The 26,049-nt window shown below is 55.7% G+C and carries 20 protein-coding genes and 1 pseudogene; 5 read left to right on the top strand and 16 right to left on the bottom strand.

The features are described 5' to 3' along the window. Position 1: 1 nt before the first annotated feature. Both DAI21_RS03660 and DAI21_RS03655 read right to left on the bottom strand, forming a co-directional pair. Positions 2–1,957 (bottom strand): glycoside hydrolase family 127 protein, encoded by a 1,956-nt coding sequence (locus DAI21_RS03660; protein WP_107702512.1) that lies wholly within the window; start codon positions 1,955–1,957, stop codon positions 2–4. Between the two features lie 10 nt (positions 1,958–1,967). Further along, a complete protein-coding gene (locus DAI21_RS03655) occupies positions 1,968–3,368 on the bottom strand; it encodes an MFS transporter (protein ID WP_100778159.1) in 1,401 nt (466 codons plus the stop codon). Between the two features lie 223 nt (positions 3,369–3,591). Here DAI21_RS03655 and DAI21_RS03650 point away from each other — a divergent pair, with 223 nt between their 5' ends. Continuing rightward, positions 3,592–4,410 carry an AraC family transcriptional regulator gene (locus DAI21_RS03650; RefSeq protein WP_107702511.1) on the top strand — a complete coding sequence of 273 codons (819 nt, stop codon included), beginning with the start codon at positions 3,592–3,594 and terminating at the stop codon, positions 4,408–4,410. On the opposite strand, the gene araD is transcribed toward DAI21_RS03650, so the two are convergent. The 8 genes and pseudogenes from araD to yiaK all read right to left on the bottom strand — a co-directional run bounded on the left by araD (position 4,411) and on the right by yiaK (position 11,966). Further along, on the bottom strand, positions 4,411–5,106 hold the full coding sequence (gene araD, locus DAI21_RS03645; protein WP_107702510.1) for an L-ribulose-5-phosphate 4-epimerase: 696 nt from the start codon (positions 5,104–5,106) through the stop codon (positions 4,411–4,413). It lies immediately after the preceding gene. Beyond that, positions 5,100–5,960 (bottom strand): L-ribulose-5-phosphate 3-epimerase, encoded by an 861-nt coding sequence (locus DAI21_RS03640; protein WP_102105038.1) that lies wholly within the window; start codon positions 5,958–5,960, stop codon positions 5,100–5,102. The genes araD and DAI21_RS03640 overlap by 7 nt, the downstream gene beginning before the upstream one ends. 2 nt (positions 5,961–5,962) lie before the next feature. Further along, complete coding sequence (gene ulaD / locus DAI21_RS03635; protein ID WP_107702509.1) at positions 5,963–6,616, bottom strand: 3-keto-L-gulonate-6-phosphate decarboxylase UlaD; 654 nt, start codon at positions 6,614–6,616, stop codon at positions 5,963–5,965. Beyond that, positions 6,613–8,117, bottom strand: a pseudogene (locus tag DAI21_RS03630) (FGGY-family carbohydrate kinase). The gene ulaD and the pseudogene DAI21_RS03630 overlap by 4 nt, the downstream one beginning before the upstream one ends. Positions 8,118–8,166: 49 nt before the next feature. Next, positions 8,167–9,486, bottom strand: a complete 1,320-nt coding sequence (locus DAI21_RS03625) for an MFS transporter (RefSeq protein ID WP_107702508.1) — start codon at positions 9,484–9,486, stop codon at positions 8,167–8,169. A 49-nt stretch (positions 9,487–9,535) separates the two neighbouring features. Beyond that, entirely contained in the window at positions 9,536–10,462 is a 927-nt protein-coding gene (locus tag DAI21_RS03620; protein ID WP_107702507.1) for a DUF4862 family protein, read from the bottom strand. Positions 10,463–10,489: 27 nt separating this feature from the next. Continuing rightward, positions 10,490–10,957: a YhcH/YjgK/YiaL family protein gene (locus tag DAI21_RS03615; protein WP_102105034.1), complete on the bottom strand. Its 468-nt coding sequence runs from the start codon at positions 10,955–10,957 to the stop codon at positions 10,490–10,492. A gap of 10 nt (positions 10,958–10,967) precedes the next feature. Beyond that, the gene (yiaK, locus tag DAI21_RS03610; RefSeq protein ID WP_107702506.1) at positions 10,968–11,966 is read right to left on the bottom strand and encodes a 3-dehydro-L-gulonate 2-dehydrogenase; all 999 of its coding nucleotides are present in this window, start codon (positions 11,964–11,966) and stop codon (positions 10,968–10,970) included. A gap of 226 nt (positions 11,967–12,192) precedes the next feature. On the opposite strand from yiaK, the gene yiaJ reads away from it, so the two are divergent. After that, positions 12,193–13,008, top strand: a complete 816-nt coding sequence (gene yiaJ / locus DAI21_RS03605) for an IclR family transcriptional regulator YiaJ (RefSeq protein WP_100778149.1) — start codon at positions 12,193–12,195, stop codon at positions 13,006–13,008. Positions 13,009–13,069: 61 nt separating this feature from the next. On the opposite strand, the gene avtA is transcribed toward yiaJ, so the two are convergent. After that, a complete protein-coding gene (gene avtA, locus DAI21_RS03600) occupies positions 13,070–14,326 on the bottom strand; it encodes a valine--pyruvate transaminase (RefSeq protein WP_107702505.1) in 1,257 nt (418 codons plus the stop codon). A gap of 175 nt (positions 14,327–14,501) precedes the next feature. After that, complete coding sequence (locus DAI21_RS03595) at positions 14,502–16,532, bottom strand: alpha-amylase (RefSeq protein WP_107702504.1); 2,031 nt, start codon at positions 16,530–16,532, stop codon at positions 14,502–14,504. A gap of 314 nt (positions 16,533–16,846) precedes the next feature. Here DAI21_RS03595 and DAI21_RS03590 point away from each other — a divergent pair, with 314 nt between their 5' ends. Next, a complete protein-coding gene (locus DAI21_RS03590; protein WP_100778146.1) occupies positions 16,847–17,683 on the top strand; it encodes a protein bax in 837 nt (278 codons plus the stop codon). A gap of 55 nt (positions 17,684–17,738) precedes the next feature. On the opposite strand, the gene xylR is transcribed toward DAI21_RS03590, so the two are convergent. From xylR to xylF, 4 genes are all read right to left on the bottom strand, one after another. Further along, positions 17,739–18,917 carry a D-xylose utilization transcriptional activator XylR gene (gene xylR / locus DAI21_RS03585; protein ID WP_100778145.1) on the bottom strand — a complete coding sequence of 393 codons (1,179 nt, stop codon included), beginning with the start codon at positions 18,915–18,917 and terminating at the stop codon, positions 17,739–17,741. Positions 18,918–18,942: 25 nt separating this feature from the next. Beyond that, positions 18,943–20,124: a xylose ABC transporter permease XylH gene (gene xylH, locus DAI21_RS03580; protein ID WP_102105030.1), complete on the bottom strand. Its 1,182-nt coding sequence runs from the start codon at positions 20,122–20,124 to the stop codon at positions 18,943–18,945. Next, complete coding sequence (locus DAI21_RS03575; RefSeq protein WP_107702503.1) at positions 20,102–21,643, bottom strand: xylose ABC transporter ATP-binding protein; 1,542 nt, start codon at positions 21,641–21,643, stop codon at positions 20,102–20,104. Before DAI21_RS03575 ends, xylH begins: the two co-directional genes overlap by 23 nt. 70 nt (positions 21,644–21,713) lie before the next feature. Next, positions 21,714–22,706 carry a D-xylose ABC transporter substrate-binding protein gene (gene xylF, locus DAI21_RS03570; RefSeq protein WP_100778142.1) on the bottom strand — a complete coding sequence of 331 codons (993 nt, stop codon included), beginning with the start codon at positions 22,704–22,706 and terminating at the stop codon, positions 21,714–21,716. 373 nt (positions 22,707–23,079) lie between these two features. Between xylF and xylA the strand changes: the two genes are divergently transcribed. Both xylA and xylB read left to right on the top strand, forming a co-directional pair. Further along, positions 23,080–24,402, top strand: coding sequence for a xylose isomerase (gene xylA, locus DAI21_RS03560; RefSeq protein ID WP_102105140.1), 1,323 nt, complete (start codon positions 23,080–23,082; stop codon positions 24,400–24,402). A 108-nt stretch (positions 24,403–24,510) separates the two neighbouring features. Beyond that, positions 24,511–25,965: a xylulokinase gene (gene xylB, locus DAI21_RS03555; RefSeq protein WP_107702502.1), complete on the top strand. Its 1,455-nt coding sequence runs from the start codon at positions 24,511–24,513 to the stop codon at positions 25,963–25,965. Positions 25,966–26,049: the final 84 nt, after the last annotated feature.

Here is a 26,049-nt window from a genome sequence, read left to right as displayed (position 1 = left end):
TTTACACCTCATCCACCCATATCCGCATCTCGCCCTCGCCGCGGTTGGCCCAGCTAAACCACGGAATAAACGTTAGTGTCTGAGTGTGTGGCGCAGTGGGCGTGCGGTCGTATTGCCAGAGCGGTTGCGGCTCGGTCTCAACGGCGCGTTGTGAGATGCCGTCAGCCTGAATCAACATCTTATGCGAGAACAACCCTTTCCCTTCGAACACGTGGAAGGTGCTGTCGGCGGGCAGCGACAGGTTATGTAACCCCGCGCCGTTATCCGCCTCTTCCAGACAATAGACCAGCGGGCCGCGCTGCAGGGCCACTTTGCCTGCCTGCTGGCGCACCTGTGGATTGCCGTATAAGCGGCGCACCGGCATCGGCAGCGTGAGGGTCACAGAATCCCCCTCCTGCCAGCGACGGGTGAGATAACAATATCCCTGACGCACGTCGCCTGTTATCGCTTCACCGTTCAGCGCTATCTGCGGGCTGGCGCACCAGTCGGGCAGACGCAGGGCGAGAGTGTGCTCAACCGCAACCGGCGAGGTGATGTCGATCTTCACCTGCTCCTGCCACGGATAGTTGCCGCTAATACGCAGTTGCAGCTCGTGGTCCCCGACCGGAATGGCCGCGCTGTTGCCGACGTAGAGGTTGATAAACAGTGCCTCGGGGCGTGCGGTATAGATGTAGTGCCCAAGCGAAGTCAGCATGCGGGCGATATTCGGCGGGCAGCAGGCGCAGCCAAACCAGCGCTGACGCACCGGTTTCACGTGATCATAGATATGGTTGAAAGCCAGCGTTTTTGGATGGACCTCCAGCGGGTTCACGTAGAAAAAGTGTTTACCGTCCAGCGCCATGCCGCCCAGCACGGTGTTATATAACGCGCGCTCCATGACGTCGGCATACTGGCTATCCGCTTCCATCTCCAGCATCCGGCGGGCAAACATCATCAGGCCAATCGAGGCGCAACTTTCGGCATAGACCGTATCATTGGGCAGATCGTAGTCGCTGCTGAAGGCCTCGCCGCTGCTCTGCGAGCCAATCCCACCAGTAATATAGAGCTGCCGTTGCACCATATTATTCCAAAGACGCAGGCAGTCCTGGCGTTTGCTTTCGTCACCGCTCAGCCGCGCAAGGTGCGCAATGCCAGTCATCAGATAGACAAAACGCACGGCGTGCCCGATGGCGGTTTGCTGCTCCGCGAGAGGCTGATGCGCCTGACTATAGGCTTTGTCTTTGACCATCCACGCCGGGCCGTAGTTGTGCCAGTGCGATGTTCTGCCGCGCTTTTCGTATTCGATATCGTAAAAATGCGGCTGCGCGCCGCGCTCTTCGACGAAATATTTCACCAGCGCCAGATAGCGTGGCTCCTGGGTGACGTCATACAGGCGCATTAACGCCAGCTCGATTTCAGGATGGCCGGGATAGCCGTGCAGCTGGTTTTCTCCGGGGCCAAACACGCGGTCGATATGATCGGCCAGTTTGGAGACCACGTCTAACAGTGCGCGTTTTCCGGTGCCCTGGAAGTACGCCACGCCCGCCTCGATCATATGCCCTGCGCAATACAGTTCGTGGCACTCTGCGAGATTAGTCCAGCGTTCGCCGGGTGCTTTCACGGTGAAATAGGTATTCAGATAGCCATCGTCGCATTGGGCGGCGGCCACCAGTTCAATGACCTCATCGGCGGTTTTCTCAAGTTCAGGATCGGGTTTCTGGCACAGGGACCACGCCACGGCTTCGAGCCATTTGGCGACATCGCTGTCCTGGAAAACCATGCCGTAAAATTCCCCTTCTTCCAGCCCGGCAGCGATCCGGAAATTGGTGATGGCGTGGCTCGGCTCCGCTTCGGCGATGCGGTCGTTCAGCGCATCCCACTGATAGGGAATGACCACATCCCGTACCAGCTGTTGATACTGGCCGAGGAACGGATCGTTAATTTTGAGCTTATGCAGGTCGGGTTCCATGATGGACATGTTGTTCTCCTCAGGACTGAACGTGACGCTGGCGCAGATCGGTAGAGATGCGCGACATCATCGGATTAGTGAGTCTGCACCAGCGTATTGAAACGGCCAGCAGCAGGTGGAAAAGGGCGGGCAGCAGCGTTTCCATGGTTGTAATGCCAGAAAGCGAAGCCGGGGTCTGGTTGCCCGCACCGGGCTGATAGGCGACGAAGATAAACACCAGGCTGATAATCCCGGCACTTGAGGCCCACGCCAGCTTGATGAAAAAGAGGTTAAAGGCGAAGTTCATCCCTGACGAGCGCACGCCGGTTTTCCATTCGCCGTAGTCGTCGGCGAAGGCCATCAGCGAGAAGTGCAACGGCAGCGTAAAGCCGAGGATCACGCCGTTGCCCAAAATCACTGCCAGCCACAGGGTTTGATACGCCGGGCCAGTTGGCAGGAACCACATGGCGAATGCCAGTGCGGCCAACACCAGATTGGTGGTGTAGTACAGTTTCACCGTATCAATACGACGGGTAAGCGGGCTGACGATCACCGCGCCGAGAATGGCGGCAAAGGTCACCATGGTGAAGAACAGCGACGTATAGGCAGTGCTGCCCTGTAGCACGTAGGTGATGAAGTACATGTACCCGCCGCCGCGAATGTTAAAGACGTTAATCAGCAGGAAAGACATCACCAGCATCAATAGCAGCTGATCGTTGTTACGCAGCCCGGCCAGATGTTCGCGCAGGGTAAAGCGCCCCATCAGGGCCAGCGGGACGCGCTCGCGTACCCAGAAGAAACAGCACAGGAACATCACCACCGCGATGGCGCACAGCACGCCGACACCCAGCTGATAACCCTGCGCAACGTTACCCTGGCCCAACGCCGCGACCAGCCACGGCAGGCCCACGGAGACCAAAAAGCCTGCCACGCCGCACAGCACAAAGCGCCAGGACTGGCAGGAGATCACCTCGCTGTGGCGGGTAGTCATGGTGTTGATCAGCGCGCAGTAGGGCACGTTGATGGCGGTATAGCCGACGGAAAGCAACAGATAGGTGCCGAACGCCCAGGCGATTTTCACCCCCATGCTGGCTTCCGGCACGGTGAACGTCAGGACGCCGATAATCCCGATAGGGAAGGCGATCCACAGCTGCCACGGGCGAAAGCGTCCCCAGCGGCTCTGGGTACGGTCGGCAATCACCCCCATGATGGGGTCAGAAACGGCATCAAATACGCGCAGGGCAATAAACAACGTACCGACCAGCGCTGGCGTCAGGCCAAAGACATCGGTATAGAAAAAAGTAAGGAAGTTCATGATCAGGCAGGTGATTACCGTCCCGCCAGCATCACCCAGGCCGTAGCCAATCTTCTCGCGCACTGACAGGCGCTCGTCGGCGGCCTGTTGTACGACATCGGTTTGCGTAATCGGAGTGGAAGTCATTCGATAACTCCTCGTGAAGGGGATTTTATTATGTTCTGCAAGGTACCCAATTCATTCTGCACTGAAAGTCAGCGCCAACAAGGGAAGGGAAAAGTATAAAAAGATGACGATTCCGACCTGATGATGAAAATGTGATTTCGATCGGGCGTAAATACAATTATTCATTAATAATCAACGTGAAAGGTGACTATTAATATGATTTAAAGCGGGAAATTGAATACCGATGCTCGAATTATCCATAGCGCTTCCGATTCACGTTCAAAACGGCGGGTTATTTATTTCCCGGGGCGTTGGGCGCCATCCCGCCCGTAAATTAACCTCGTGGGAAATCATCTTTGTCGAAAAAGGGACGTTAACGATTCAGGAGGAAAATACGGTTTTCGAGGTGAAAGCGGGGGAGAGTTTGGTTTTATGGCCCAACCGTCGCCACGTGGGAACTGAAGATTTCCCGGCCGATCTGCGGTTTTACTGGCTGCATTTTGACGTTGAGGCTGAGCCGCACAGGCCAGACGCTTTTGCGCAGCTCGCCATCGAACAACATTGCCGTGTTCGCGAGGCTTCTTACGTGGTGTCTCTTTTCCGCCAGTTCCTGACGGAGCAGGAGAAATTACAGCGAAGTGTGGCGCTGGAATTAATGCTGCTGCTGATTTTGCAGCAAATTTCGTTTTCGGTGGGAAACGAGGAAATTCAGGACGAAGCAGGCACGTCGATCGCGTGGAGAGCCAAACAAATTATCCGCACGCAATTTCATCTGCCCCTTTCGACCTCGCAGCTGGCAAAAGAGCTGCACTGTAATGCGGATTATCTGGGGCGCGTGTTTCGTCGCACCTTTCATTTAACGTTGACCGAGGCGATCCATCGCCAGCGCGTCCGCTCAGCGGAGAAACTGCTGCTTGATGACGCGTCCTCACTTACGGAGGTGGCCAATCGCTGCGGCTTTAATGATGTCGGGTATTTTCGCCAGATCTTTCGCAAACATACCGGGCTAACACCCGCCGTCTGGAAACGGCGGTATTGTAAGGAGCATATCAATTCCGGCTGATCACTGGCCGTAATAGGCATTCGCCCCGTGCTTGCGTAGATAGTGTTTATCCAGCAGCTCTTGTTGCATGACCGGCAACTGCGGCGTCAGCTGGCGCGAGAAAAGTCCCATATAAGCGCACTCCTCCAGCACCACGGCGTTATGGACCGCATCGGCGGCATCTTTACCCCAGGCAAACGGACCATGAGAGTGGACCAGCACGGCGGGGATCTGCATCGGGCTTAGATCGCGCTCTTCAAAGGTTTTGATGATCACCTCTCCGGTCTGATACTCATATTCGCCCGCAATTTCTGCGGGCGTCATCAGCCGCGTGCAGGGAATATCGCCATAGAAATAGTCCGCATGGGTGGTGCCCCACGCGGGAAGATCCAGCCCGGCCTGGGACCAGATAGTCGCGTGACGCGAGTGGGTGTGGACGATGCCGCCAATCTCCCGGTAGCGGCGATAGAGCGCAAGATGCGTCGGCGTGTCGGACGATGGCTTTTTGCTGCCTTCCACCACCTTGCCGGTGGCGATCTCCACCACCACCATGTCATCTGCGGTCATGACGTCATATTCGACGCCGGAGGGTTTGATGACCATCAGGCCGCTTTCGCGATCGACTGCACTGACGTTGCCCCAGGTAAATGTCACCAGCTGGTGGGCGGGCAGCGCCAGGTTAGCGGCCAGGACCTCCGCCTTGAGTTGCTCTAGCATGTCATGCCTCCTTCCTGCATGCGGGCTTCGATCCAGCGCCGCGCTTCGATAATTTCCAGTACCGGCTCTTTCGCTTTTTCGGTCCACATTTCGATTAAAAATGCCCCGCGATAGTTGAGCTGATTCAGGGTGTTGAACACGCCGACAAAATCGACACAGCCCTCGCCAAACGGCACATCGCGAAACTGTCCCGGGCTTTGTTCGGTAACGGGCTGGGTGTCTTTCAGGTGGATGGCGGCGATTCGGTCGATGCCGAGGGTCAGCTCGGCGGTGACATCGTTGCCCCAGGCACTCAGGTTGCCCACATCCGGATAGACGCTAAACCACGGCGAGGCGAGCATCTCATCCCACTTTTTCCACTTGCTGATGGAATTCATGAACGCGGTATCCATGATCTCCACTGCCAGCATCACCTGCGCGGCGGCGGCTTGTTCCACCGCCCACGCCAGCCCTTCGGCAAAACGCTGCTGCGTGCCCGCGTCGTGCTCTTCGTAATAGACGTCGTAACCTGCCAGCTGGATGGTGCGGATACCCAGATCGCGCGCCAGTTTGATCGCTTTGGTCATGATCTCGCGGGCGCGTTCGCGCACGGTTTCATCGCGGCTGCCAAACGGAAAACGGCGGTGCGCCGACAGGCACATGGACGGGATGGCGACGCCGGTTTCCAGCATGGCTTCGACCAGCGAGGCGCGCTGCGTGGTGCTCCACTCCAGCCGTGAGAGGCGCTCGTCGGTTTCATCCACCGACATTTCGACGAAATCAAAGCCGCAGCTTTTGGCTAACACCAGACGCTCCGGCCAGGAGAGATCCTTCGACAGCGCTTTCTCATAAATTCCTAAAGGATGCTGACGCATGGTTATTCTCCCCAGATTTCGCGGATTTGTGTGTGGAACGCCTGTGCCACCTGTGGTGGGTTAGCGGCCCCAGCCAACGCCCGTCCGGCGATAAAGGCTTTGACGTTAATCTCCCGGAACAGCGGTAAATCCGCCGGGGTGATGCCGCCGGTGATAGAAAGCTGCAGGCCGATATCCGACAGGGCTTTCATTCTTGCGAGATCCTCTTCTCCCCACTGCTGGCCACTGGCCTGGGCGTCGCGCCCACGGTGATAAATCGCCTGTTTAACTCCAACGCGGTGCCACGCGCGCGCATCGTCCAGCGTCCAGTTGCCAAACAGCTCCATCTGGATTTCGCACCCGCGTGCGGCAGCCACCGCGTGGCCTTTTTCAACGGTTGCCAGCGGTGCGGCGCAGATGATGGTCATCCAGTTTGCGCCCGCATCAAAGGCCTGCTGCGCCAGCGTTTCACCTGCGTCAGCCACTTTCCAGTCGGCGACGATGATTTTGTCCGGGCACTGCTGGCGCAACGCGCGGACGGCTGATAGGCCTTCCGTCAGGCACAAAATGGTGCCCGCTTCGACGATATCGACATGGTCGTGCAGCAGCGAGACATCGCGCTGGGCGGCCTTAAGGCTGGTGTGGTCGAGCGCCAGCTGCAGTAATGGTCGGCTCATAGGTCGTGCTCCTTAATTCGGGCGTGATAACCCTGCAATGCTGAAATCAATTGCTGATAGCGGTGATATTTATGCTGATAGGCGGCGTGAGCCTGCATATCCGGCTCAACGACGCGGATGGCGTGTTTGAGATTTTGCTGCGCGGTAAAGAAGTCGGGATAAACCCCGGTGCCGACGAGGGCGGCCAGCGCCGCGCCGGAGCAGCCGGTCTCCTCGACCTGGGGCAGTTCAATCGACAGGCCGCTGACGTCTGCCAGCATCTGCATCCAGACATCGGAATGGGTCGGGCCGCCGGTGACGCGCAGGGCAGACACATCGGTAAAGCGCTCCAGCATGCGGTTGAGGTGGGTCATATGACAGAACACCACCCCTTCATACACCGCCTGCAGCAGGTGGGCGCGGGTATGGATCGCCTGCATGCCGTAGAAGCCGCTGGTCATCTCAAGCCCGGCGTTGCTGCCGTAGAGAAACGGCAGGAAAAACACGTCGCTTGCCGCTTTCGGCAGGCTGGCGACGGCCTGGTTGATCTCGTCAAAAGAGAGTTCGCCCCACTGTGCCGTGAGCCATTCAAGATTGCCGGAGGAGGTCGGGCTGGCTTCGTGAACGATGTACTGCTGCGGATGAACGTAGCGGCCATAGACGTAAGGGAAAGGTTCGTTATCGCGAATACCATTCGCAATACCGCTGGTGACGGCCCAGGTGCCCATCACCGCATTGAGCGTGTGCTCGTCGTGCAGCCCGGCGCAGATCGCGGTGGAAACCACATCAAACAAGCCCCCACGACGGGCGTACCCGCCGCAAGACCGGTCAGGGAGGCTGCCTGAGAGGTGATTTCACCGCAAATTTCTGCTGAACCGACGATTGGCGGCAAGGCGCCGTCGATTTCAGCGATCCCAAGCCAGTGCGTCAGTTGCGGGTCGTAGGCGCCCGTGTTCATATTGTAGAGATTGGATTCGGAAATGTTGCTCTCTTCGCAGCCCTTTTTGCCCGTCAGGCACCAGCGCAGATAGTCATGCGCCATCATTACGCAGCCGATTTGCTGGTAGCGCTTCGGCTCGTGCTCTTTAACCCAGCGCAGCAACGAGGCCGGGTGCCCGGTCCACAGGGTTTGCCGCGTGTGCGGGTAGAGCTTTTCGGGGATCTCGTCCTGCTGCCAACGTTGCACGATCGCAAGCGCCCGTCGGTCGGAGGAGAGAATGGCGTTGCCCAGAGGGCGATCTTGTTTATTCAGCAGAAACAGCCCTTTACCCTGCGCGGAGATGCCTACGCCTTTGATTTGATCGCCACGGACACCCGTGCGTTTGAGCAGTGCGGCGACGGTTTCGTGGCAGCGCTGCCAGAGCAGGGACATATCGCGCTCCGCATAGCCCGGACGCGGGCTAAGGGTGGCGACCGCGCACCGTTCGATGCACTGTTCTTTACCCTGGCTGTTGTACAGACCGGCTTTCAGATAAGTACCGCCACAATCGATACCCAGCCAGAAGGGCTCTTTTTCACTCATCTTTGCGATTCTCTGTCGTTGCCGGGTGAGCGCAGCCCACCCGGCGTTTTCAGGCCACACGTTTGTGTGGATTCACCGTTGGATTGGGCTGTGCGCCGGCATCGCATTTCGCCGGCAGCAGCAGCGCTAACAGCGAGGCCAGTGCCAGGGAGATCGCCAGGCAGTAAACCCCCGCATCTTTGCTGTAAAGGGTGATCAGCACGCCTACCGCATAAGGGCCGCAGAAGCCGCCGAGGTTGCCGAGCGCGTTGATCACACCGCGCGCACCACCGGCCATTTCTGCACTGAACAGACGTGCCGGAATGGTCCAGAAGACGCCCGCTGCCGACTGCAGGAAGAAACCGCAGCCCACCAGCGCGGCGTAGGCCAGCCAGATGTTTTCTTTCAGCGCCACGGAGAGGAACATGCACAGAGCAAAACCGATCAGCGGCAGGGAGACGAACAGCTTGCGCTTGCCGGTGCGGTCAGAGAGGGAAGAGAACAGGAACATCCCGGCAATCGCGCCGACATACGGCAGAATGGCGAGCATTCCCACCTGGCCCATCGTCGAATGGGTCAGCTCCTTTAGAATGGTTGGCAGCCAGAGGGTGTAGCCGTAAATTCCGGTCTGGTAGAAGAAGTTAAGGGCGATCAACTGCCACATGGTTTTGTCCGACAGCACCGCACCGAGCGAGGCATTTTTCACCTCTTTGCCTGCGATAGCGCGCTGCTCGGCGGCCAGCGTTTCAACCAGATAGTTTTTCTCGGTGGCGGAAATCCACTTCGCCTCCTGCGGGCGGTCATAGATGGTCAGCGTCCAGAGAACCAGCACCACCAGCGACAGCAGGCCTTCAATGATGAACAGCCAGCGCCAGTCGAGAGCCGTAATGATCCAGCCGGAGAGCGGGGCGGTAATGATCCCGGCAATGGGTACGAACATAATCACGATCGCGTTGGCGCGACCGCGCTCGGCGTCCGGGAACCAGTTGCTGATCATGGTCAGCACCACCGGCAGCATTCCGCCTTCGGCGACACCGAGTAAAAAGCGCAGTGCCAGCAGCTGATACTGATTGGTGACGATCCCCGTCAGCACGGAGATCACCGCCCAGGCCACCAGCGACCAGCCGATGAATTTTTTACCGCTGCCGTGCACCGCGATTTTGCCGCCGGGAACTTGCAGGAACAGATACCCGATAAAGAATATTCCGCCTGCCAGTCCCGCCATGGTGGCGGTGATCCCTAATTCCTCATCCATACCGCCTGGCATGGCGAAGGCAATATTGACACGGTCCATATAAGAGATAATACAGGCGATAAGAATAGGCGGAATTATTCTTAACCAGCGTTGGCGCGGAATATCCGCATGTAGAGCACGAGAAGAAATAGTCATAATTAATGTCTCATTAAGGTAATCGGCTCGGGAATATAGGTTTTTATTTTTATTGTGCTGCTTTTTTCATAACGCTAATGCCGTCGCGCAAAATGGCGATGCGATGGCTGACGTTAGCATTAGCATTTATTTCCAGTAATTTGATACCGGAGAATTTCAATGTTGCGGCGCTCGCCGCAGTAAATAGCTCAGTGACTTTTTCAGGCGTCATTAAACTGTCGGGGCAGAACGACGAAAATGGCGCGTGAAGATCCTGCCAGTCGCCGTAATCGCCCGTCGCCGTGGTGCCAGAAAACATCAGTGCGCCGAGCTTTCCTGCCTTCTGCGCGGCCTGAACATGCGCGACAGGCAGTGCAGTGTCGCGCCCTTCGATGGCTGAGCGCGCCCAGTTAATGCAGACGCTGATATCCGTGTCGCCCAGCACCTCCAGAACGTTTTCAAGGGGGAGAAACCCTTTTCGTGGCGCGCGGCCTGTCATGGCATCGCAGTGTTCCAGCACCAGATCGCATGGCCAGTCCCAGGCGGCGATCTCTTTCATCGAACGAGAGAACGCCTCGGTGGCTTGCGCAACGCAAGCGTTGCCAGACTGCGGCGCGGCCTGCATTTCCAGGGCGATCACTTTCCCCGGGAAGCGGGCGTTAACGGCGACAATTTTCTCAAGCAGGTGACGATAAAATGTCACGCTTTCACGACGCTGATCTTCATCGGCGGAGGCCAGGCCAAACCCGCCGTTGGCGCCGCGCCGACGCATGGTTTCCATCACCGCCGTGACCACGATTTGCCAGTCCCCCGGCGTGTGGCGAAACAGCCACTCATCCCCCAGCGGGTGGAGGTTATCCAGGCACGGTTGTTCAAGACCGCGAATATTGGGTGTATCAGCTAACTGACGCCAGAAATCGCGCTCTTCCTGTTCCCCTTTCTGGTGAAACGAGGGTGCGCAGGGGTACGCACCAATAATAAAACCGGTGTGAGTCATTTGGCTTTCCTGTCTAATTCAGAAAAATTACATTAATTCGCTGACAGCCACTTTGACGACAATTTTACGAATGGCCGACTCCTTGTGTTTATGACATTGCGGGCGATGAACATCCTGCGGGAAAAATATGGCATAACTGCCCGGAATCATTTCAATCAGTGATTCATTTTCCATCTGGTGATAAAAAATAATATCGCGCTGTTCCAGTAATGATTCGCTTATTTCGTTATTACCGGTGTCGATCGCAAAACCTATTTTCTCTTCGCCCCATGCCAGAAATTGAATATCCAGATAGCGGCGATGGACTTCCGGGCGGTTTTCGTGATGCGGCCGGGTGGTGAGATCGAGAACCTGCGCGAAGATAGCGCGCCCGTCGATCTCCACCACGCCGGGTTCCAGCGTGGTGAAATCCGTGGTGCGTAAAAACGCGAGCGCCCGTTCTATCGCCTGCGGCAGACGGCAAGGATTGGGCTGTGAAATATGTCCGAATATCATACGTCACTCCTTACAGCGACTGGATCTTCGCCCATACGCTGTCATCAATGGTGATGCCATTGCGACGGTTCTCTTCCAGCAGGCGGGTGAATTCATGCCCTGGCAGGCGCACGGCGACGTCGTCGTCAGAGCGTTCAGCGGTGGTGATGAAATCCATAATGCGCTGCAGTTTGGCATCACGGGTTTTTCCGTCGATCAGCTTGTCCACTTCGATGGCGATAAAGATCTGCGACACACCGTATTCATCGCTATTGTCCTGCGTCACTTCCGCCACGGACGACCCGTTGGACAGCAGGGTGGCGATCATGTCCAGCACGATAGACAGACCGGAACCTTTCCAGTAGCCCATCGGTAAAATGCGGCGGTTTTTCTCAATCACACCCGGCTCTTTGGTCAGATGGCCTTCGTCGTCAAACCCGCCGTCTACCGGCAGTTCGCGCCCTGCCAGACGGTTCACTTCGAGCATGCCGTAGGAGAACATCGACATCGACATATCCACCATGGTGATGGGATTTGATGGAATGGCGACGATCAGCGGGTTGGTGCCGATGCGACACTCCTTCGCGCCCCACGGCGGCATGACGGCGATAGAGTTGGTCCAGCAAATTCCGATATAGCCCTTTTCAGCGGCCTGCCAGCCGTAGCTGCCGCCGCGCATCCAGTGGTTGGCATTGCGCAGCGCCACCAGTCCAATCCCGTGATCCGAGGCCAGCTCGGTTGCGCGATCCATCATTTTTTTGGCCGTCAGATTGCCGATGGAGCGCTGGGCGTCCCACTGCTCAATGGCTCCCAGCGTGGTGATGCGCTTCGGCTGCGCGTCAGGAATGATGTCCCCGGCGTCCAGCTGCTGAATGAAACGCGGAAAACGGTTAACGCCATGTGAATAGACGCCTGATTCGGTGGTGCGCGCAAACATCTCTGCGCAGGCATCGGCGGTTTCTGCCTTGACGCCACGGTTGAGCAGCACCTGATTGAATGCCGCTTTCAACTCGTCAAAGGTCACTTTCATCCCTGTTCTCCTGTTCGTATGAGGGGCGCGTGTGAGTGCTTTTTTATCTCTAAATTTCACATTGCGAAATCTGATTTCAAATATAGCGATCAATTTTTGTCAGATCAACGACATTCATGTTTTTCAAAATGTAGTAAAATCAACGAATTGTGTTTTTAATGCTGAGATCGTGAACTGAACCACACTTTGCGCTACCATCAGGACGCGATTAACGGAGAACGATGTAATGAGCATGAAAGAGAGCGAGATGACGCAAGAAAAAGAGAGGCCAGCAGGCAGCCAGAGCTTGTTTCGCGGCCTGATGCTGATTGAAATTCTCAGTAACTATCCGAACGGGTGTCCGCTTGCGCATTTATCTGAACTTGCTGGCCTGAATAAAAGCACCGTGCATCGGTTACTGCAGGGTTTGCAGTCGTGCGGCTATGTTACCCCCGCGCCTGCGGCGGGCAGCTATCGTCTGACCACGAAATTTATCGCCGTGGGGCAAAAAGCGCTGTCGTCGCTCAATATCATTCACGTGGCGGCGCCCCATCTGGAAAATCTGAATATCGTGACGGGCGAAACGGTGAACTTCTCCAGCCGGGAAGACGACCATGCGATTCTGATCTACAAGCTGGAACCGACGACGGGGATGCTGCGCACGCGCGCTTATATCGGCCAGCACATGCCGCTCTACTGTTCTGCAATGGGGAAAATCTACATGGCGTTCGGCCATCAGGATTACGTGGCGAGCTACTGGCAGAGCCATCAGGAGCAGATTCAGCCCCTGACCCGCAATACCATTACCGAGCTGAGCGCGATGTACGACGAGCTGGAGGAGATCCGCTCCCGCAGCATGGCAATGGATAAAGAAGAGAACGAACTGGGCGTGTCCTGCATTGCGGTCCCGGTGTTTGATATTCACGGGCGGGTGCCGTATGCCATTTCAATTTCCCTTTCGACCTCACGCATGAAGCAGGTGGGGGAAAAGAATCTGCTTAAACCGCTGCGCGAAACCGCTGAAGCCATTTCACAAGAGCTTGGGTTCACCGTGCGCGGATAAGTGCTAAAAAAAAGGCCAGATGGAGAATCTGGCCTTTTTTTGTTGTTCTGCGGGTACGCGGTTAGTGGCCGCCTTCACTCCAGGCCAGCTCGATCTCTTCGGCCAGGATTTTCACCCCGGCTTCGATTTTCTCTGGGTCTGGCACGTAGTTCATTCGCATACACTGATGCGTATGCGGCCATGGCTTATCAAGCCCCGGGAAGAAGTAATCCCCCGGCACCATCAACACGCCGCGCTTTTTCAGGCGCTGATACAGCAGCTCGGTGGTGATCGGCAGATCCTTAAACCACAGCCAGAGGAAAATCGCCCCTTCCGGTTTGTGGATCAGGCAGCGATCTTCGGGCAAATAGCGGCGAATTGTCGCGATGGTTTCCTGAACGCGCTGGTAGTAGAACGGCTTTATCACGTCATTCGACAGGCGCAGCAGATCGTTGCGCTTAATCATTTCGCACATCATAGCCGGGCCCATTCCACCCGGCGCCAGGCTGATGATGCCGTTCATATTGGTGATGGCGCTGATGATTTTTTCATTGGCGATGATGATGCCGCAGCGGCTGCCCGGCAGGCCGAGTTTCGAGAGGCTCATGCACAGGACGATGTTCGGATTCCACAGCGGACGGGCTTCGCTAAAGATAATGCCGGGGAACGGCACACCGTAGGCGTTATCGATCACCAGTGGAATACCGTGCTGATTGGCCAGCACGTCTAACTTCATCAGCTCTTCGTCAGTGATGACGTTGCCCGTCGGGTTGGTCGGGCGTGAGACGCAAATCATGCCGGTCTCTTCGCCGATGCGCAGGTGTTCAAAATCGACGTGATACTTGAACTGGCCTTCGGGCAGTAGCTCAATATTAGGACGAGCAGAGACGAACAGATCCTCTTCCAGCCCGGAGTCGGCATAGCCGATGTACTCCGGCGTCAGCGGGAACAGCACTTTTTTGGTGCTGCCATCGGCGCGACGTCCTGCAAAAAGGTTAAACAAGTAGAAAAATGCGCTCTGGCTGCCGTTTGTCAGTGCAATATTCTGTGGTTCGATATCCCAACCCAGTTCGTCGCGCAGCATATCTGCCAGCAGCGTCAGCAGCTCAGTTTTGCCTTGCGGGCCATCGTAATTGCACAGCGCATCAGTGGCTTTGCCGTTTTGCAGCATCTCCGCCAGCAGGTTGTGGAAGTAGTCGTTCATGGCCGGGATTTGGGCCGGATTTCCCCCGCCGAGCATGATGGCGCCCGGTGTGCGCAGCCCGTCGTTGAGATCCTCCATCAGGCGGGTAATGCCTGAATGGCGGGTGAATTTATCGCCGAAAAGTGAAAACGTCATAACAGGTGATCTGGCATTCTTATAATGAAAGTGGGTAACCATAACGCTAGCATCGTGCATGTGCAAATCGAGGGAAGAGGGGCGGATCGTTGTTTTGTTTTGCTGATTTGTATTTGTGTGGTGAATTATTCTGATTAAAGAACGTCCCCTCCGCTTGAAGGGGACGCCGCAGGCGTTAGTGATTTCCGGCCCAAACCACCATCACTTTATCGTCCTGGTGCTGGCGCACAAAAGCGTAGCCTTGCGCGAGGGAGAGGGTGGTTTGCGTGCCTTCGCCAATAGCCGGATGGCGCGCCCGGAACTGCCCGAGAATTTGCCAGTGTTTGACGCCCGAAGCCTGGCTGCCGGTGACGTCCTGCCAGTTCATGTCTGAGCGTGTGCCTTGCAGCGGATCGGAACCGGTTGGGCCAAATGGCCGCGCTGATTCGTCACCGTAATAGATCTGCACCGACCCCGGAGAGAGCAGCAGCAGTTCTGCCGCGCGCTGGCCACCTTCGCGGAACAGGCGCGTGTCGTGAGACGAGAGATAGCTCAGGACGTTGAAGCTCTGTAATTTTTCCGCCATCTGCTGCCAGGTGAGATCGATATCCGCCAGACAATCGACGGCTTTGGCGGCCTGCTCCTGATAGTCAAAATTGATCATCGCATCGAAACCATGGCGGTAATAGTCGCTTTGCATCACGCCATGCCCCCAGGATTCACCCGTCATCCAGAACGGGGCATCATCCAGCTTTTTGTCCGGATTAGCGTGCTTCCACGTTTTCAGCGCCTGGGTGGATTTATCCTTCAGCTCTTGCCAGGCGGGAAGTTCGACGTGTTTAGCCGTATCCACCCGGAAACCGTCAATGCCGTAGTCGCGCACCCACTGGCTGAGCCAGTGGGTAAGATAATTGCGCGGAGTGTAACCGGCGATTGCTTCGGCATGGGTGTCCGGCTTGTGGCGGTAGAAATTCGGTAAACCGAAAGGGGTGGTCGATTCGGTTTTGAGATCGGGTAAAAAGGCCAGCGACATGGTCAGATCGTCAAAGCCAGGATTGTCATAATCGCCGATATCGGTGCGGATCCAGTGTTTGCCCCACCACTTTTCCCACCCGGCTTTGTCGCTGAAATTGATGTAGTCGTTAAAACTGTGCCAGCTTTGCCCGGCCGCGGGTTTCCAGTCGGTCCAGCGTTCGCCCAGCGTTTTTTTCAACTCATCGCCCTGCAGGTATAACGCGCCAAACTGATATTCCTGCATATCCGCAAGCGTGGCGTAGCCGACGTGGTTCATCACGACGTCAAACAGAATGCGGATACCGCGCTTGTGCGCCTCGTCGACCAGGTGGCGGAGATCGTTTTCGCTGCCCATGTTGGCGTCGAGTTTTGTCCAGTCCTGCGTGTAGTAGCCGTGATAGGCATAGTGCGGGAAATCGCCTTTGGTGCCGCCGCCAACCCAGCCGTGAATCTGCTCCAGCGGCGAGCTAATCCACAGGGCGTTGACGCCAAGCTGCTGGAGATAATCGAGCTTGCTGCTGAGTCCTTTAAGATCGCCGCCGTGGAAGGTGCCAATTTCCTGCATGCCGTCTTTGTGGCGGCCATAGCTGTTGTCATTAGATGGATCGCCATTCACGAAGCGGTCCGTCAGCACAAAGTAGACGGTGGCGTTTTGCCAGCTGAATGGCGCGGCTTTATCGGTTTCGGCCCGTTCAAGCAGGAGCAGACCGTTGCTGTTCGCGGCGGGTTGCAGGGTGATTTTCCCTTGCTGCACGGTGGCCGTCTGCTGACTGTAGAAATCCCGTACCACGGAGCCTTCCGGGAAAGTGTCTTTCACCTCGATGGTGAGCGGTTTACCGTCCCATTTCGGGCACTGGCGAGTGACCTCTGCGACGGGTTTCTCTGCGGCACTTTGCACCGTCAACATCAGCGTTGGCGTGCCTGAGCGCGTATCAATGCGCATCTGATAATCGCCCTCGCGGAAGAGGCGCCACTGAGGTGGCATTCCCTCGCAGGGTTTAAGCGACATCATCTCATTGAGTTTAATGGGATTTGTGGGCTGCCAGCACGCATTGTCAAAATTGAGGGTCAGAGGACGAGTACCCTTCGCGAGCTTTGCATGGCTTGTGAACACCCCAGCGCCTTCGGCGTTAAAGGTAGAAAAGCCGGGAGATGACCAGTCTGCATTCGCTATCGCGGGTAGTAGCAAAAGAGCTAAAGCGGAGCGTTTCATTCCATTTTCCTGTCGCGGCAATTTTAACCAGTGTGCCATCAGGTTTATCGCGCTGACTCCTCCCCCTGAGCTTTATGGCGGGATGAGTCGAAAGGGTGAGTGATCTCGCGCAAAATTAGGCGTTTATCTGCGATATCGCACACAAATTTGTAGAAATGATGGTTAAGTGAGCAAGTTTCAGGTGACATAGTTTCGGAATTAGACTATTTCTTTGGATGCTCTTGAAGACTATTTTTGATATGATTTGAGATTCCGCTCTCAATTTTGTGAAAAAAATAAGGTGTTGGAATGCATATATCCGACCAGGAGAACTAATGATATCGACTCCCATACGACGATTTGGGGCTACGATACTCATGTTGCTCACCGTGTCATTTTCAGGTGAGGTGCTTGCGAAGACGCACACGGATACAACGAGTAAAAAAGCCCACGTCATAAAGACGACCAGCAGTAGCAGTAAGATTAAGGTTAGCAGTAAACAAGAGTATTCTCGCAATAGTGTAAAGAGCAGTTCACTTCCTGATTTGCGAAAATACCCTTCCGGGACACCAAGGAAAAAAGCGTTTCTCCGGACGGTAATGCCTTATATTACAAGCCAAAATTCTGCAATTACTGCAGACCGTAACTGGCTGGTTTCAAAACAGTACGAAAGCCGTTGGTCACCCAGCGAACGCGCACGTCTGAAAGACATCGCGAAGCGCTACAAGGTGAGCTGGAATGGTAATACCCGCCGCGTGCCGTGGAACTCACTGCTTGAGCGCGTAGATATTATTCCAGGCAGCATGGTCGCGACCATGGCAGCCGCAGAGAGTGGTTGGGGCACGTCAAAACTGGCGCGTAACAACAACAATCTCTTCGGCATGAAGTGCGCCAAAGGCCGCTGTAACAACGCGCCAGGCAAAGTGAAAGGCTATTCGCAGTTCGAATCGGTTAAAGATTCCGTGAATGCCTACGTGGTAAACCTGAACACGCATCCGGCCTACTCTTCGTTCCGTAAGTCACGCGCTCAGCTGCGTAAAGCGGACCAGGAAGTGACGGCGAGTACCATGATTCACAAGCTGAAAGGGTATTCAACGCAGGGGCAGAGCTACAACAACTACCTGTTTGCGATGTACCAGGATAACCAGCGCTTAATTGCCGCTCATATGTAAGTTATCTCAAAAAAACGCCTTCCATCGGAAGGCGTTTTTCTTTGCTGAATCAGCGCTACACCAACACTTCGCTATACCGCTCCCGATACTCTTTCGGCGTGGTGTCGTACTCTTTCTTAAATACTGAATAGAAATACTGCAATGACGGATAGCCGCACATCTGCGAAATTTCGTTGATCGACAGCGAAGTTGAGATCAGCAGGCTACGGGCTTTCTCCAGTTTTTCGGCGTGAATCACCGCGTGGATCGTCTCCCCGACTTCTTCTTTAAAGCGCTTCTCCAGATTTGAGCGAGAAATACCGACCGCGTCCAGCACCTGATCCACTTTGATGCCTTTACAGGCATGGTTACGGATGTAGTGCATGGCCTGAATGACCGCCGGATCGTTTAACGAGCGGTAGTCCGTGGAGCGGCGCTCGACTACGCGAACCGGCGGCACCAGCAGGCGCTGAAGAGGCAGGGATTCGTTATCCAGAAGACGATGAAGTAATTTCGCGGCCTGATAGCCCATCTGACGCGTCCCTTGTGCCACCGACGACAGGGCCACGCGCGACAGATAGCGCGTCAGCTCTTCGTTATCGATGCCAATGACGCACAGTTTCTCAGGAACCGGAATGTGCAGATGATCGCAGACCTGCAGCACATGGCGCGCGCGGGCATCCGTGACGGCAATAATGCCCGTTTGCGGCGGCAGGGTTTGCAGCCAGTCGGCCAGTCGATTTTGCGCGTGCTGCCAGTTCTCTGGTGCGGTCTCCAGCCCCTGATAGACCACGCCCCGGTATTTCTCCTGCGCGACGATCTGGCAAAACGCATATTCGCGCTCCATCGCCCAGCCTTTGCCACTGGAGGAGGGCAGGCCGTAAAAGGCGAAGCGGTGTACCCCTTTTTCTTTTAAATGCAAAAAGGCGCTCTCGACCAGCGCGTGATTGTCCGTTGCGATGTAGTGGACCGGAGGGTACTTTTCGGGCGAGTGATATGAGCCGCCGACACCCACAATCGGGACGTCGACGTCGGTTAGCAACTGCTCGATCACGGGATCGTCGTAATCGGCGATCACGCCATCGCCCAGCCAGTCTTTGATATTTTCAATGCGGGTGCGGAAATCTTCTTCAATAAAAATATCCCACTCCGATTGCGACGCCTGCAAATATTCACCCACGCCTTCAACTACCTGACGGTCATAGGCTTTGTTGGCGTTGAATAACAACGTAATGCGGTGACGCTTCTCAAACATGGTTTATCTTTCCCAAATCAATGACTCATGCCCGTCGCTTGGTCGCGGAGTCCATCCAGACCGCCAGCAACAAAATGGCGCCTTTAACGATATACTGCCAGAAGGTTGGAACGTCCATCATACTCATTCCGTTATCCAGCGACGCCATAATAAATGCCCCCATCACCGCGCCCGCAACGCTCCCGATGCCTCCTGCGAGGCTGGTTCCACCAATGACGCACGCGGCGATAGCATCCAGCTCGGCAATGTTACCGGCAGAGGGTGAACCGGCGCCGAGGCGCGAGCTTAAAATCAGCCCGGCGATAGCCACCATCAGACCATTAATCGCAAACACGGCGAGTTTGGTGCGCTCCACATTGATCCCTGAAAGACGTGCGGCCTCAATATTGCCGCCGATGGCGTAAATGCGTCGGCCAAAAGCGGTGCGAGTCGCCATAAACATACCGGCCAGCAACAGCAGCGTCAGAATCAGCACGGGTGTCGGCACGCCACGATAATCATTCAGGAGCCAGATCGCACCCAGCACAATGACGGCGGTCAGCGCCTGCCGCCCTACGACCGACGTTGAAGGCGTCGAGGCGAGCCCCAGCGCCTGACGGCGCATTCTGGCGCGCCACTGCCACGCGATGAATGCCATCAGACCGATAGCGCCAAAGGTAAAACCAACGCCATCGGAGAGATAACTCTGACCAATTTGCGACATCGACGCGCTGGTGGGTGAAACCGTGGTGCCATTGGTGATGCCGATCAGAATGCCACGAAATGCGAGCATCCCCGCCAGGGTGACGATGAATGAAGGCACCTTACGATACGCCACCCACCAGCCATTCCAGGTGCCGAGCAGCAGGCCGAGCACCAGCGTGACGGCCACCGTCAACGGGAGCGGCCAGCCGAGCCAGACGTCAAAGATTGCGGCGACTCCGCCCAGTAACCCCATCATCGAACCGACCGACAGATCGATTTCGGCAGAGATAATGACGAACACCATCCCGACTGCCAGAATGCCGGTAATCGCCGTCTGGCGCAGCAGGTTGGAGATGTTGCGCGCGCTTAAATACGAACCGTCGGTCATCCAGGTGAAGAACAGCATGATGGCGATAATGGCCGCGATCATGACGAAAACCTGTAGGTTCAACGCTTTAAATCCCGAGAACAAACCTGGCGCAGACACAGGGACTTTGATATCAGACGGGTTGCTTTTCGACATGACGTTCGCTCCTCAGGGCGGCTTCCATCACCTGTTCCTGGGTCAGGTTTTGGTTGATCAAATTGGCTTTCAGTTTGCCTTCATGCATGACCAGAACGCGATCGCTCAGGCCGAGCACTTCGGGCAGTTCGGACGAGATAACAATGACCGCGATGCCCTGTTGCACCAGCAGGTTAATGAGTTTGTAGATTTCATATTTTGCGCCGATGTCGATTCCACGCGTCGGCTCATCCAGAATCAGGATGCGTGGATTCAAAAGCAGGCAGCGCGCCAGAATCGCCTTCTGCTGATTGCCCCCGCTCAGCCGCCCGATGGCCAGCTCAGGTGATGAGGTTTTGACCTTCAGGCGCGCTAAAGACTGGAGAATGCACTGCTGTTCCGCCGCATCGTCCAGGCTGCTCAGCGCACCCGAAAACTGGTTGAGGGCCGCGAGGGTGATGTTTTTCCCCACTGCCATGACCGGCACAATGCCGTCTTTTTTACGGTCTTCCGGAACCATCGCGATGCCCTGGGCGATGGCCTGCTGACAGCTGTTGATATGTACGAGCTGGCCGTCGAGATAAATGCTGCCTTCCCAGCGGCCCGGCCAGACGCCAAACAGGCACTGGACTGCTTCGGTTCGCCCTGCACCGACTAAACCGGCAATGCCGAGGATCTCCCCGCGCCGCAGCGAGAAGGAGACATTGTTGACGCGTTTGATATGGCGGTTAACCGGATGCCAGGCGGTCAGGTTTTCGACTCTTAATATTTCGTCCCCGGTGGTGTGCGGTTCGTTTGGGTAGAGCGCGGTGAGTTCGCGCCCCACCATCATGGTAATGATGTCGTCTTCACTCATCCCGGCAGCTTCTCGTGTGCCGATGTGTTGTCCATCGCGGATAACGCAGATGGTGTCCGAGATGGCTTTCACTTCATTGAGTTTGTGAGAAATATAAATGCAGGCGATGCCGTGATGCTGCAGGTCGCGGATGATATCCAGCAGGACCGCAGTTTCTTGCTCAGTCAGCGATGCGGTAGGTTCATCGAGGATCAGCAAGCGCACCTGTTTGTTCAGGGCTTTGGCAATTTCGACCAGCTGCTGCTGCCCTAACCCCAGATCGCCGACGCGGGTATTGGGCGAAATTTGAAGGCTGACCTGAGCCAGCAGCTTTTCACAGCGCAGGGTCATGGTGTCGTAGTCCAGCACGCCGAAGCGTGAGATCTCGGCACCCAAGAAAATATTCTCCAGCACCGTGAGATGCTTCACCAGCGCCAGCTCCTGGTGAATGATGGCGATCCCTTTGCGCTCCGTGTCGCGAATGTGCGTGGCTTGCAGCGTTTCACCGGCAAAGACGATTTCACCGTCATAGCTGCCGTGTGGGTAGATGCCGCACAGCACTTTCATCAGCGTGGATTTGCCAGATCCGTTTTCACCGCACAGCGAGACAATCTCGCCGGGGTTCAGGCGAAGGCTCACGTTGTCGATGGCTTTCACCGCGCCAAAGGCTTTGGTAATGCTTTTCATTTCAAGTAAATACGGCATAACTGCTCCACATGACCCGAGTCAAATCGTACAAGTCGACATGCCCCCGCAAAGCAGGGGCGATGCGGGATTACAGTTCGCTTTTCTTGTGGAAACCGTCTTTCACGACGGTGGAATCAATGTTCTCTTTGTTGACTTCGATTGGCGTCAGCAGACGGGCAGGGACATCTTTGAGGCCGTTATTCAGTTTGGAATCGGCCTTAGGCTGCTGATCGTTGCCCAGCTCAACGGCGATTTCCGCAGCAGTAGTGGCCAGTTCGGTGATGGGCTTGTAGACCGTCATGGTCTGGGTGCCGGCAATAATACGTTTTACGCCCGCGAGATCCGCATCCTGACCGGAAATCGCGACTTTACCGGCCAGACCTTGCGCACTCAGCGCCTGAATTGCACCGCCCGCAGTGGCATCATTGGAAGCGACCACAGCGTCAATTTTGTTATTGTTCGCGGTTAACGCGTTTTCCATAATTTTCAGCGCATTTTCCGGCAGCCAGCCGTCGGCCCATTGATCGCCCACCACTTTAATTTTACCGTCGTCGATATACGGCTTAAGGACCTTCATTTGCCCTTCACGGAATAATTTGGCGTTGTTATCAACAGGGGAGCCGCCCATCAGGAAATAATTCCCCTGCGGCACTTTGTCGACCAGACTTTGCGCCTGAATTTCACCGACTTTTTCGTTGTCGAAGGAAATATAAAAATCAATGTCAGCGTTATTAATCATTCGGTCATAGGCTAAGACTTTAATTCCTTCTTGTTTAGCCTCTTTTACCACATTACTTAACACCTGGCCGTTGTAAGGAATTATCACCAGCACATCTACGCCGCGGTTAATCATATTTTCGATTTGCGACATTTGCGTTTCTTCATTGCCATTCGCAGATTGAACAAACACTTTTGCACCGAGAGATTCCGCTTTATTCACAAAAATATCGCGGTCTTTTTGCCAGCGCTCCAGGCGCAGGTCGTCAATGGCCATTCCGATTTTGACTTCTTTTGCATGCCCCGCAAAGCTGGTTAGCAGTAGCGAAGCACAGAGAGTAAGGCACAGGTTTCTTATCGTCATAATTATTTTACCTTTTTCTGTAGGGTGGTAAGGCTGAGACAAAAGAATCATTCACTGCCAGATACGCAGCAAATTCTTAACGGGGAAAGGCAAACTGGCAATTACAGATTTTTATCTTCTCATTACGATATTTGGTTTATTTGCGAATTTATGACCGTGATCTGATTTTAAAATGTGCAACTTATTAATTACACATGATTCTGGAATAAGCGCCGAAAAATCGTTTGCTTGCGTATTATTTTTGCGAGCCAGCGCACGTTTGTGCATTCTCTCAATAGCAGTGTGAAATAACGTAATTGAGCAAGCTGCAATGAGTATTCACTATTACTCCATTATCGATTACTCGCCGCACCTCTTGATTATGGAGTTCAATATGCAAGCTTATTTCGACCAACTCGATCGCGTTCGCTACGAAGGCCCAAAATCCACCAATCCTTTAGCATTTCGTCATTACAACCCGGATGAGCTGGTACTCGGTAAGCGCATGGAAGATCACCTGCGTTTCGCTGCCTGCTACTGGCACACCTTCTGCTGGAATGGCGCGGATATGTTTGGTGTCGGCTCGTTTGACCGCCCATGGCAGCAGCCTGGCGAAGCGCTGGAACTGGCGAAGCGCAAAGCCGATGTGGCATTCGAGTTTTTCCACAAGCTGAACGTCCCGTACTACTGCTTCCACGATGTGGACGTCTCTCCTGAAGGGGCCTCGCTGAAAGAATATCTGAACAACTTTGCGCAGATGGTGGAATATCTGGGCGAGAAGCAGCAGAAAAGTGGCGTGAAGCTGCTGTGGGGGACGGCGAACTGCTTTACGAACCCGCGCTATGGTGCCGGTGCGGCGACTAACCCTGATCCTGAAGTGTTCAGCTGGGCTGCCACTCAGGTGGTGACGGCTATGAACGCCACCCATCAGCTGGGCGGTGAAAACTACGTGCTGTGGGGTGGTCGCGAAGGCTATGAAACCCTGCTTAACACTGACCTGCGTCAGGAGCGCGAGCAGATTGGCCGTTTCATGCAGATGGTGGTCGATCACAAACACAAAATCGGGTTCCGTGGCACCTTGCTGATCGAGCCGAAGCCGCAGGAGCCAACCAAGCACCAGTACGATTACGACGTGGCGACGGTCTACGGCTTCCTCAAACAATTTGGTCTGGAAAAAGAGATCAAAGTGAATATCGAAGCCAACCACGCCACGCTGGCGGGGCACTCTTTCCATCATGAAATTGCCTCTGCTATCGCGCTGGGTATCTTTGGCTCTGTCGATGCTAACCGTGGCGATCCGCAGCTCGGCTGGGACACCGACCAGTTCCCAATTAGCGTGGAAGAGAATGCGCTGGTGATGTACGAAATCATCAAAGCAGGCGGCTTTACCACCGGCGGCCTGAACTTTGACGCCAAAGTACGCCGTCAGAGTACCGATAAGTACGATCTGTTCTACGGCCATATTGGCGCTATGGACACCATGGCGCTGGCGCTGAAAGTGGCGGCCCGCATGATTGAAGACGGTGAACTGGATAAACGCGTTGCGAAGCGCTATTCCGGCTGGAACAGTGAACTCGGCCAGCAAATTTTGAAAGGGCAGTTATCCCTTGCCGAGATCGCGAAGTACGCTGAACAACATAGCCTGGCGCCGAGCCATCAGAGCGGCCACCAGGAACTGCTGGAAAACCTGGTCAATCACTATTTGTTCGATAAATAGTCAGTGTTGCCGGGCGGCGCTGAGCCTGCCCGGCCTACGGAAAATATTGGTATTGTAGGCCCGGTACGCTTCGCGCCACCGGGCGTTTCTGTTAAAGGAGTCACCGCAATGTATATCGGGATTGATCTTGGCACATCGGGTGTGAAAGCCATCCTGTTAAACGAGCAGGGCGACGTGCTGGCCTCACACACTGAGAAGCTGCATGTTTCGCGCCCACATCCCCTATGGTCAGAACAAGACCCCGAACAGTGGTGGCAGGCGACGGATCGCGTGATTAAAGCGCTGGGCGAACTGCACAGTCTGCGTGAGGTAAAAGCGCTGGGGATTGCCGGGCAGATGCACGGCGCCACGCTGCTGGATAGCGCGCACCGTGTGCTGCGCCCGGCGATTTTGTGGAATGACGGCCGCTGCGCCGAAGAGTGTGCCATCCTCGAAGAACGGGTGCCGACGTCACGGCAAATTACCGGTAACCTGATGATGCCAGGCTTTACGGCTCCGAAGCTGCTGTGGGTCCAGCGTCATGAGCCGGACGTTTTTAAGCAGGTGGCGAAGGTCTTGCTGCCAAAAGATTATCTGCGTTTTCGCATGACGGGTGATTTCGCCAGCGACATGTCGGACGCCGCAGGGACGATGTGGCTCGATGTCGCTAAACGCGACTGGAGCGAGGCGATGCTGGATGCCTGCCAGCTGAAACGCGATCACATGCCTGCGCTCTTCGAAGGCAGTGAAATCACCGGCGTGCTGAATCCGTCGATTGCGGAAAGCTGGAATATGCCTGCCGTGCCGGTAGTGGCGGGCGGTGGCGACAATGCGGCGGGGGCGGTGGGCGTGGGAATGGTGGATGCCGGGCAGGCAATGCTGTCGTTAGGCACCTCGGGCGTCTATTTTGCCGTCAGCGACGGGTATCGCAGCAATCCGGAAAGCGCCGTACACAGTTTCTGCCATGCGTTGCCGGGGAAATGGCATCTGATGTCGGTGATGCTCAGCGCCGCGTCATGCCTTGACTGGGCGGCAAATTTAACGGGTCTTAAGGACGTTCCGGCGCTAATCGCGGCGGCCCAACAGGCCAATGAGGATGCCGGTGCCGTGTGGTTTTTACCCTATCTTTCCGGTGAGCGCACACCGCACAACAACCCAGAGGCTAAAGGCGTGTTCTTCGGTCTTACGCATCAACATGGCCCAGCCGAGCTGGCGCGTGCGGTGCTGGAGGGCGTTGGCTATGCGCTGGCAGAAGGGATGGATGTGGTTCACGACTGCGGGCTAAAACCGACCAGCATTACCCTCATCGGCGGAGGCGCGAGAAGTAGCTACTGGCGGCAGATGCTGGCAGATATTAGCGGCTTGCAGCTTGATTACCGCACGGGCGGCGACGTAGGGCCTGCACTGGGCGCAGCCCGTCTGGCGCAGATTGCGCTGAACCCGGACCAACCGCTTTCGCAGCTACTTCCGCAGCTCATGCTTGAGCAGGAACATAAGCCGGATGCGGCGCGTCATACCCGCTACGCCGAACGGCGCGAAGTGTTCCGCAAAATCTATCAGCAGCTCTTGCCGTTAATGTCGTAAGGCGACGTTGTCCCAATGGAACATGAGGATGTCCTTTTTTGGTCTTCTCGTGGAGCCGTCTCCTCGTCAGTATAGGGTTATACC

Origin of the sequence: Lelliottia sp. WB101, assembly GCF_003051885.1 — a bacterium.
Taxonomy (GTDB): Bacteria; Pseudomonadota; Gammaproteobacteria; order Enterobacterales; family Enterobacteriaceae; genus Enterobacter; species Enterobacter nimipressuralis.
This window is presented reverse-complemented; position numbering and strand designations above follow the sequence as displayed.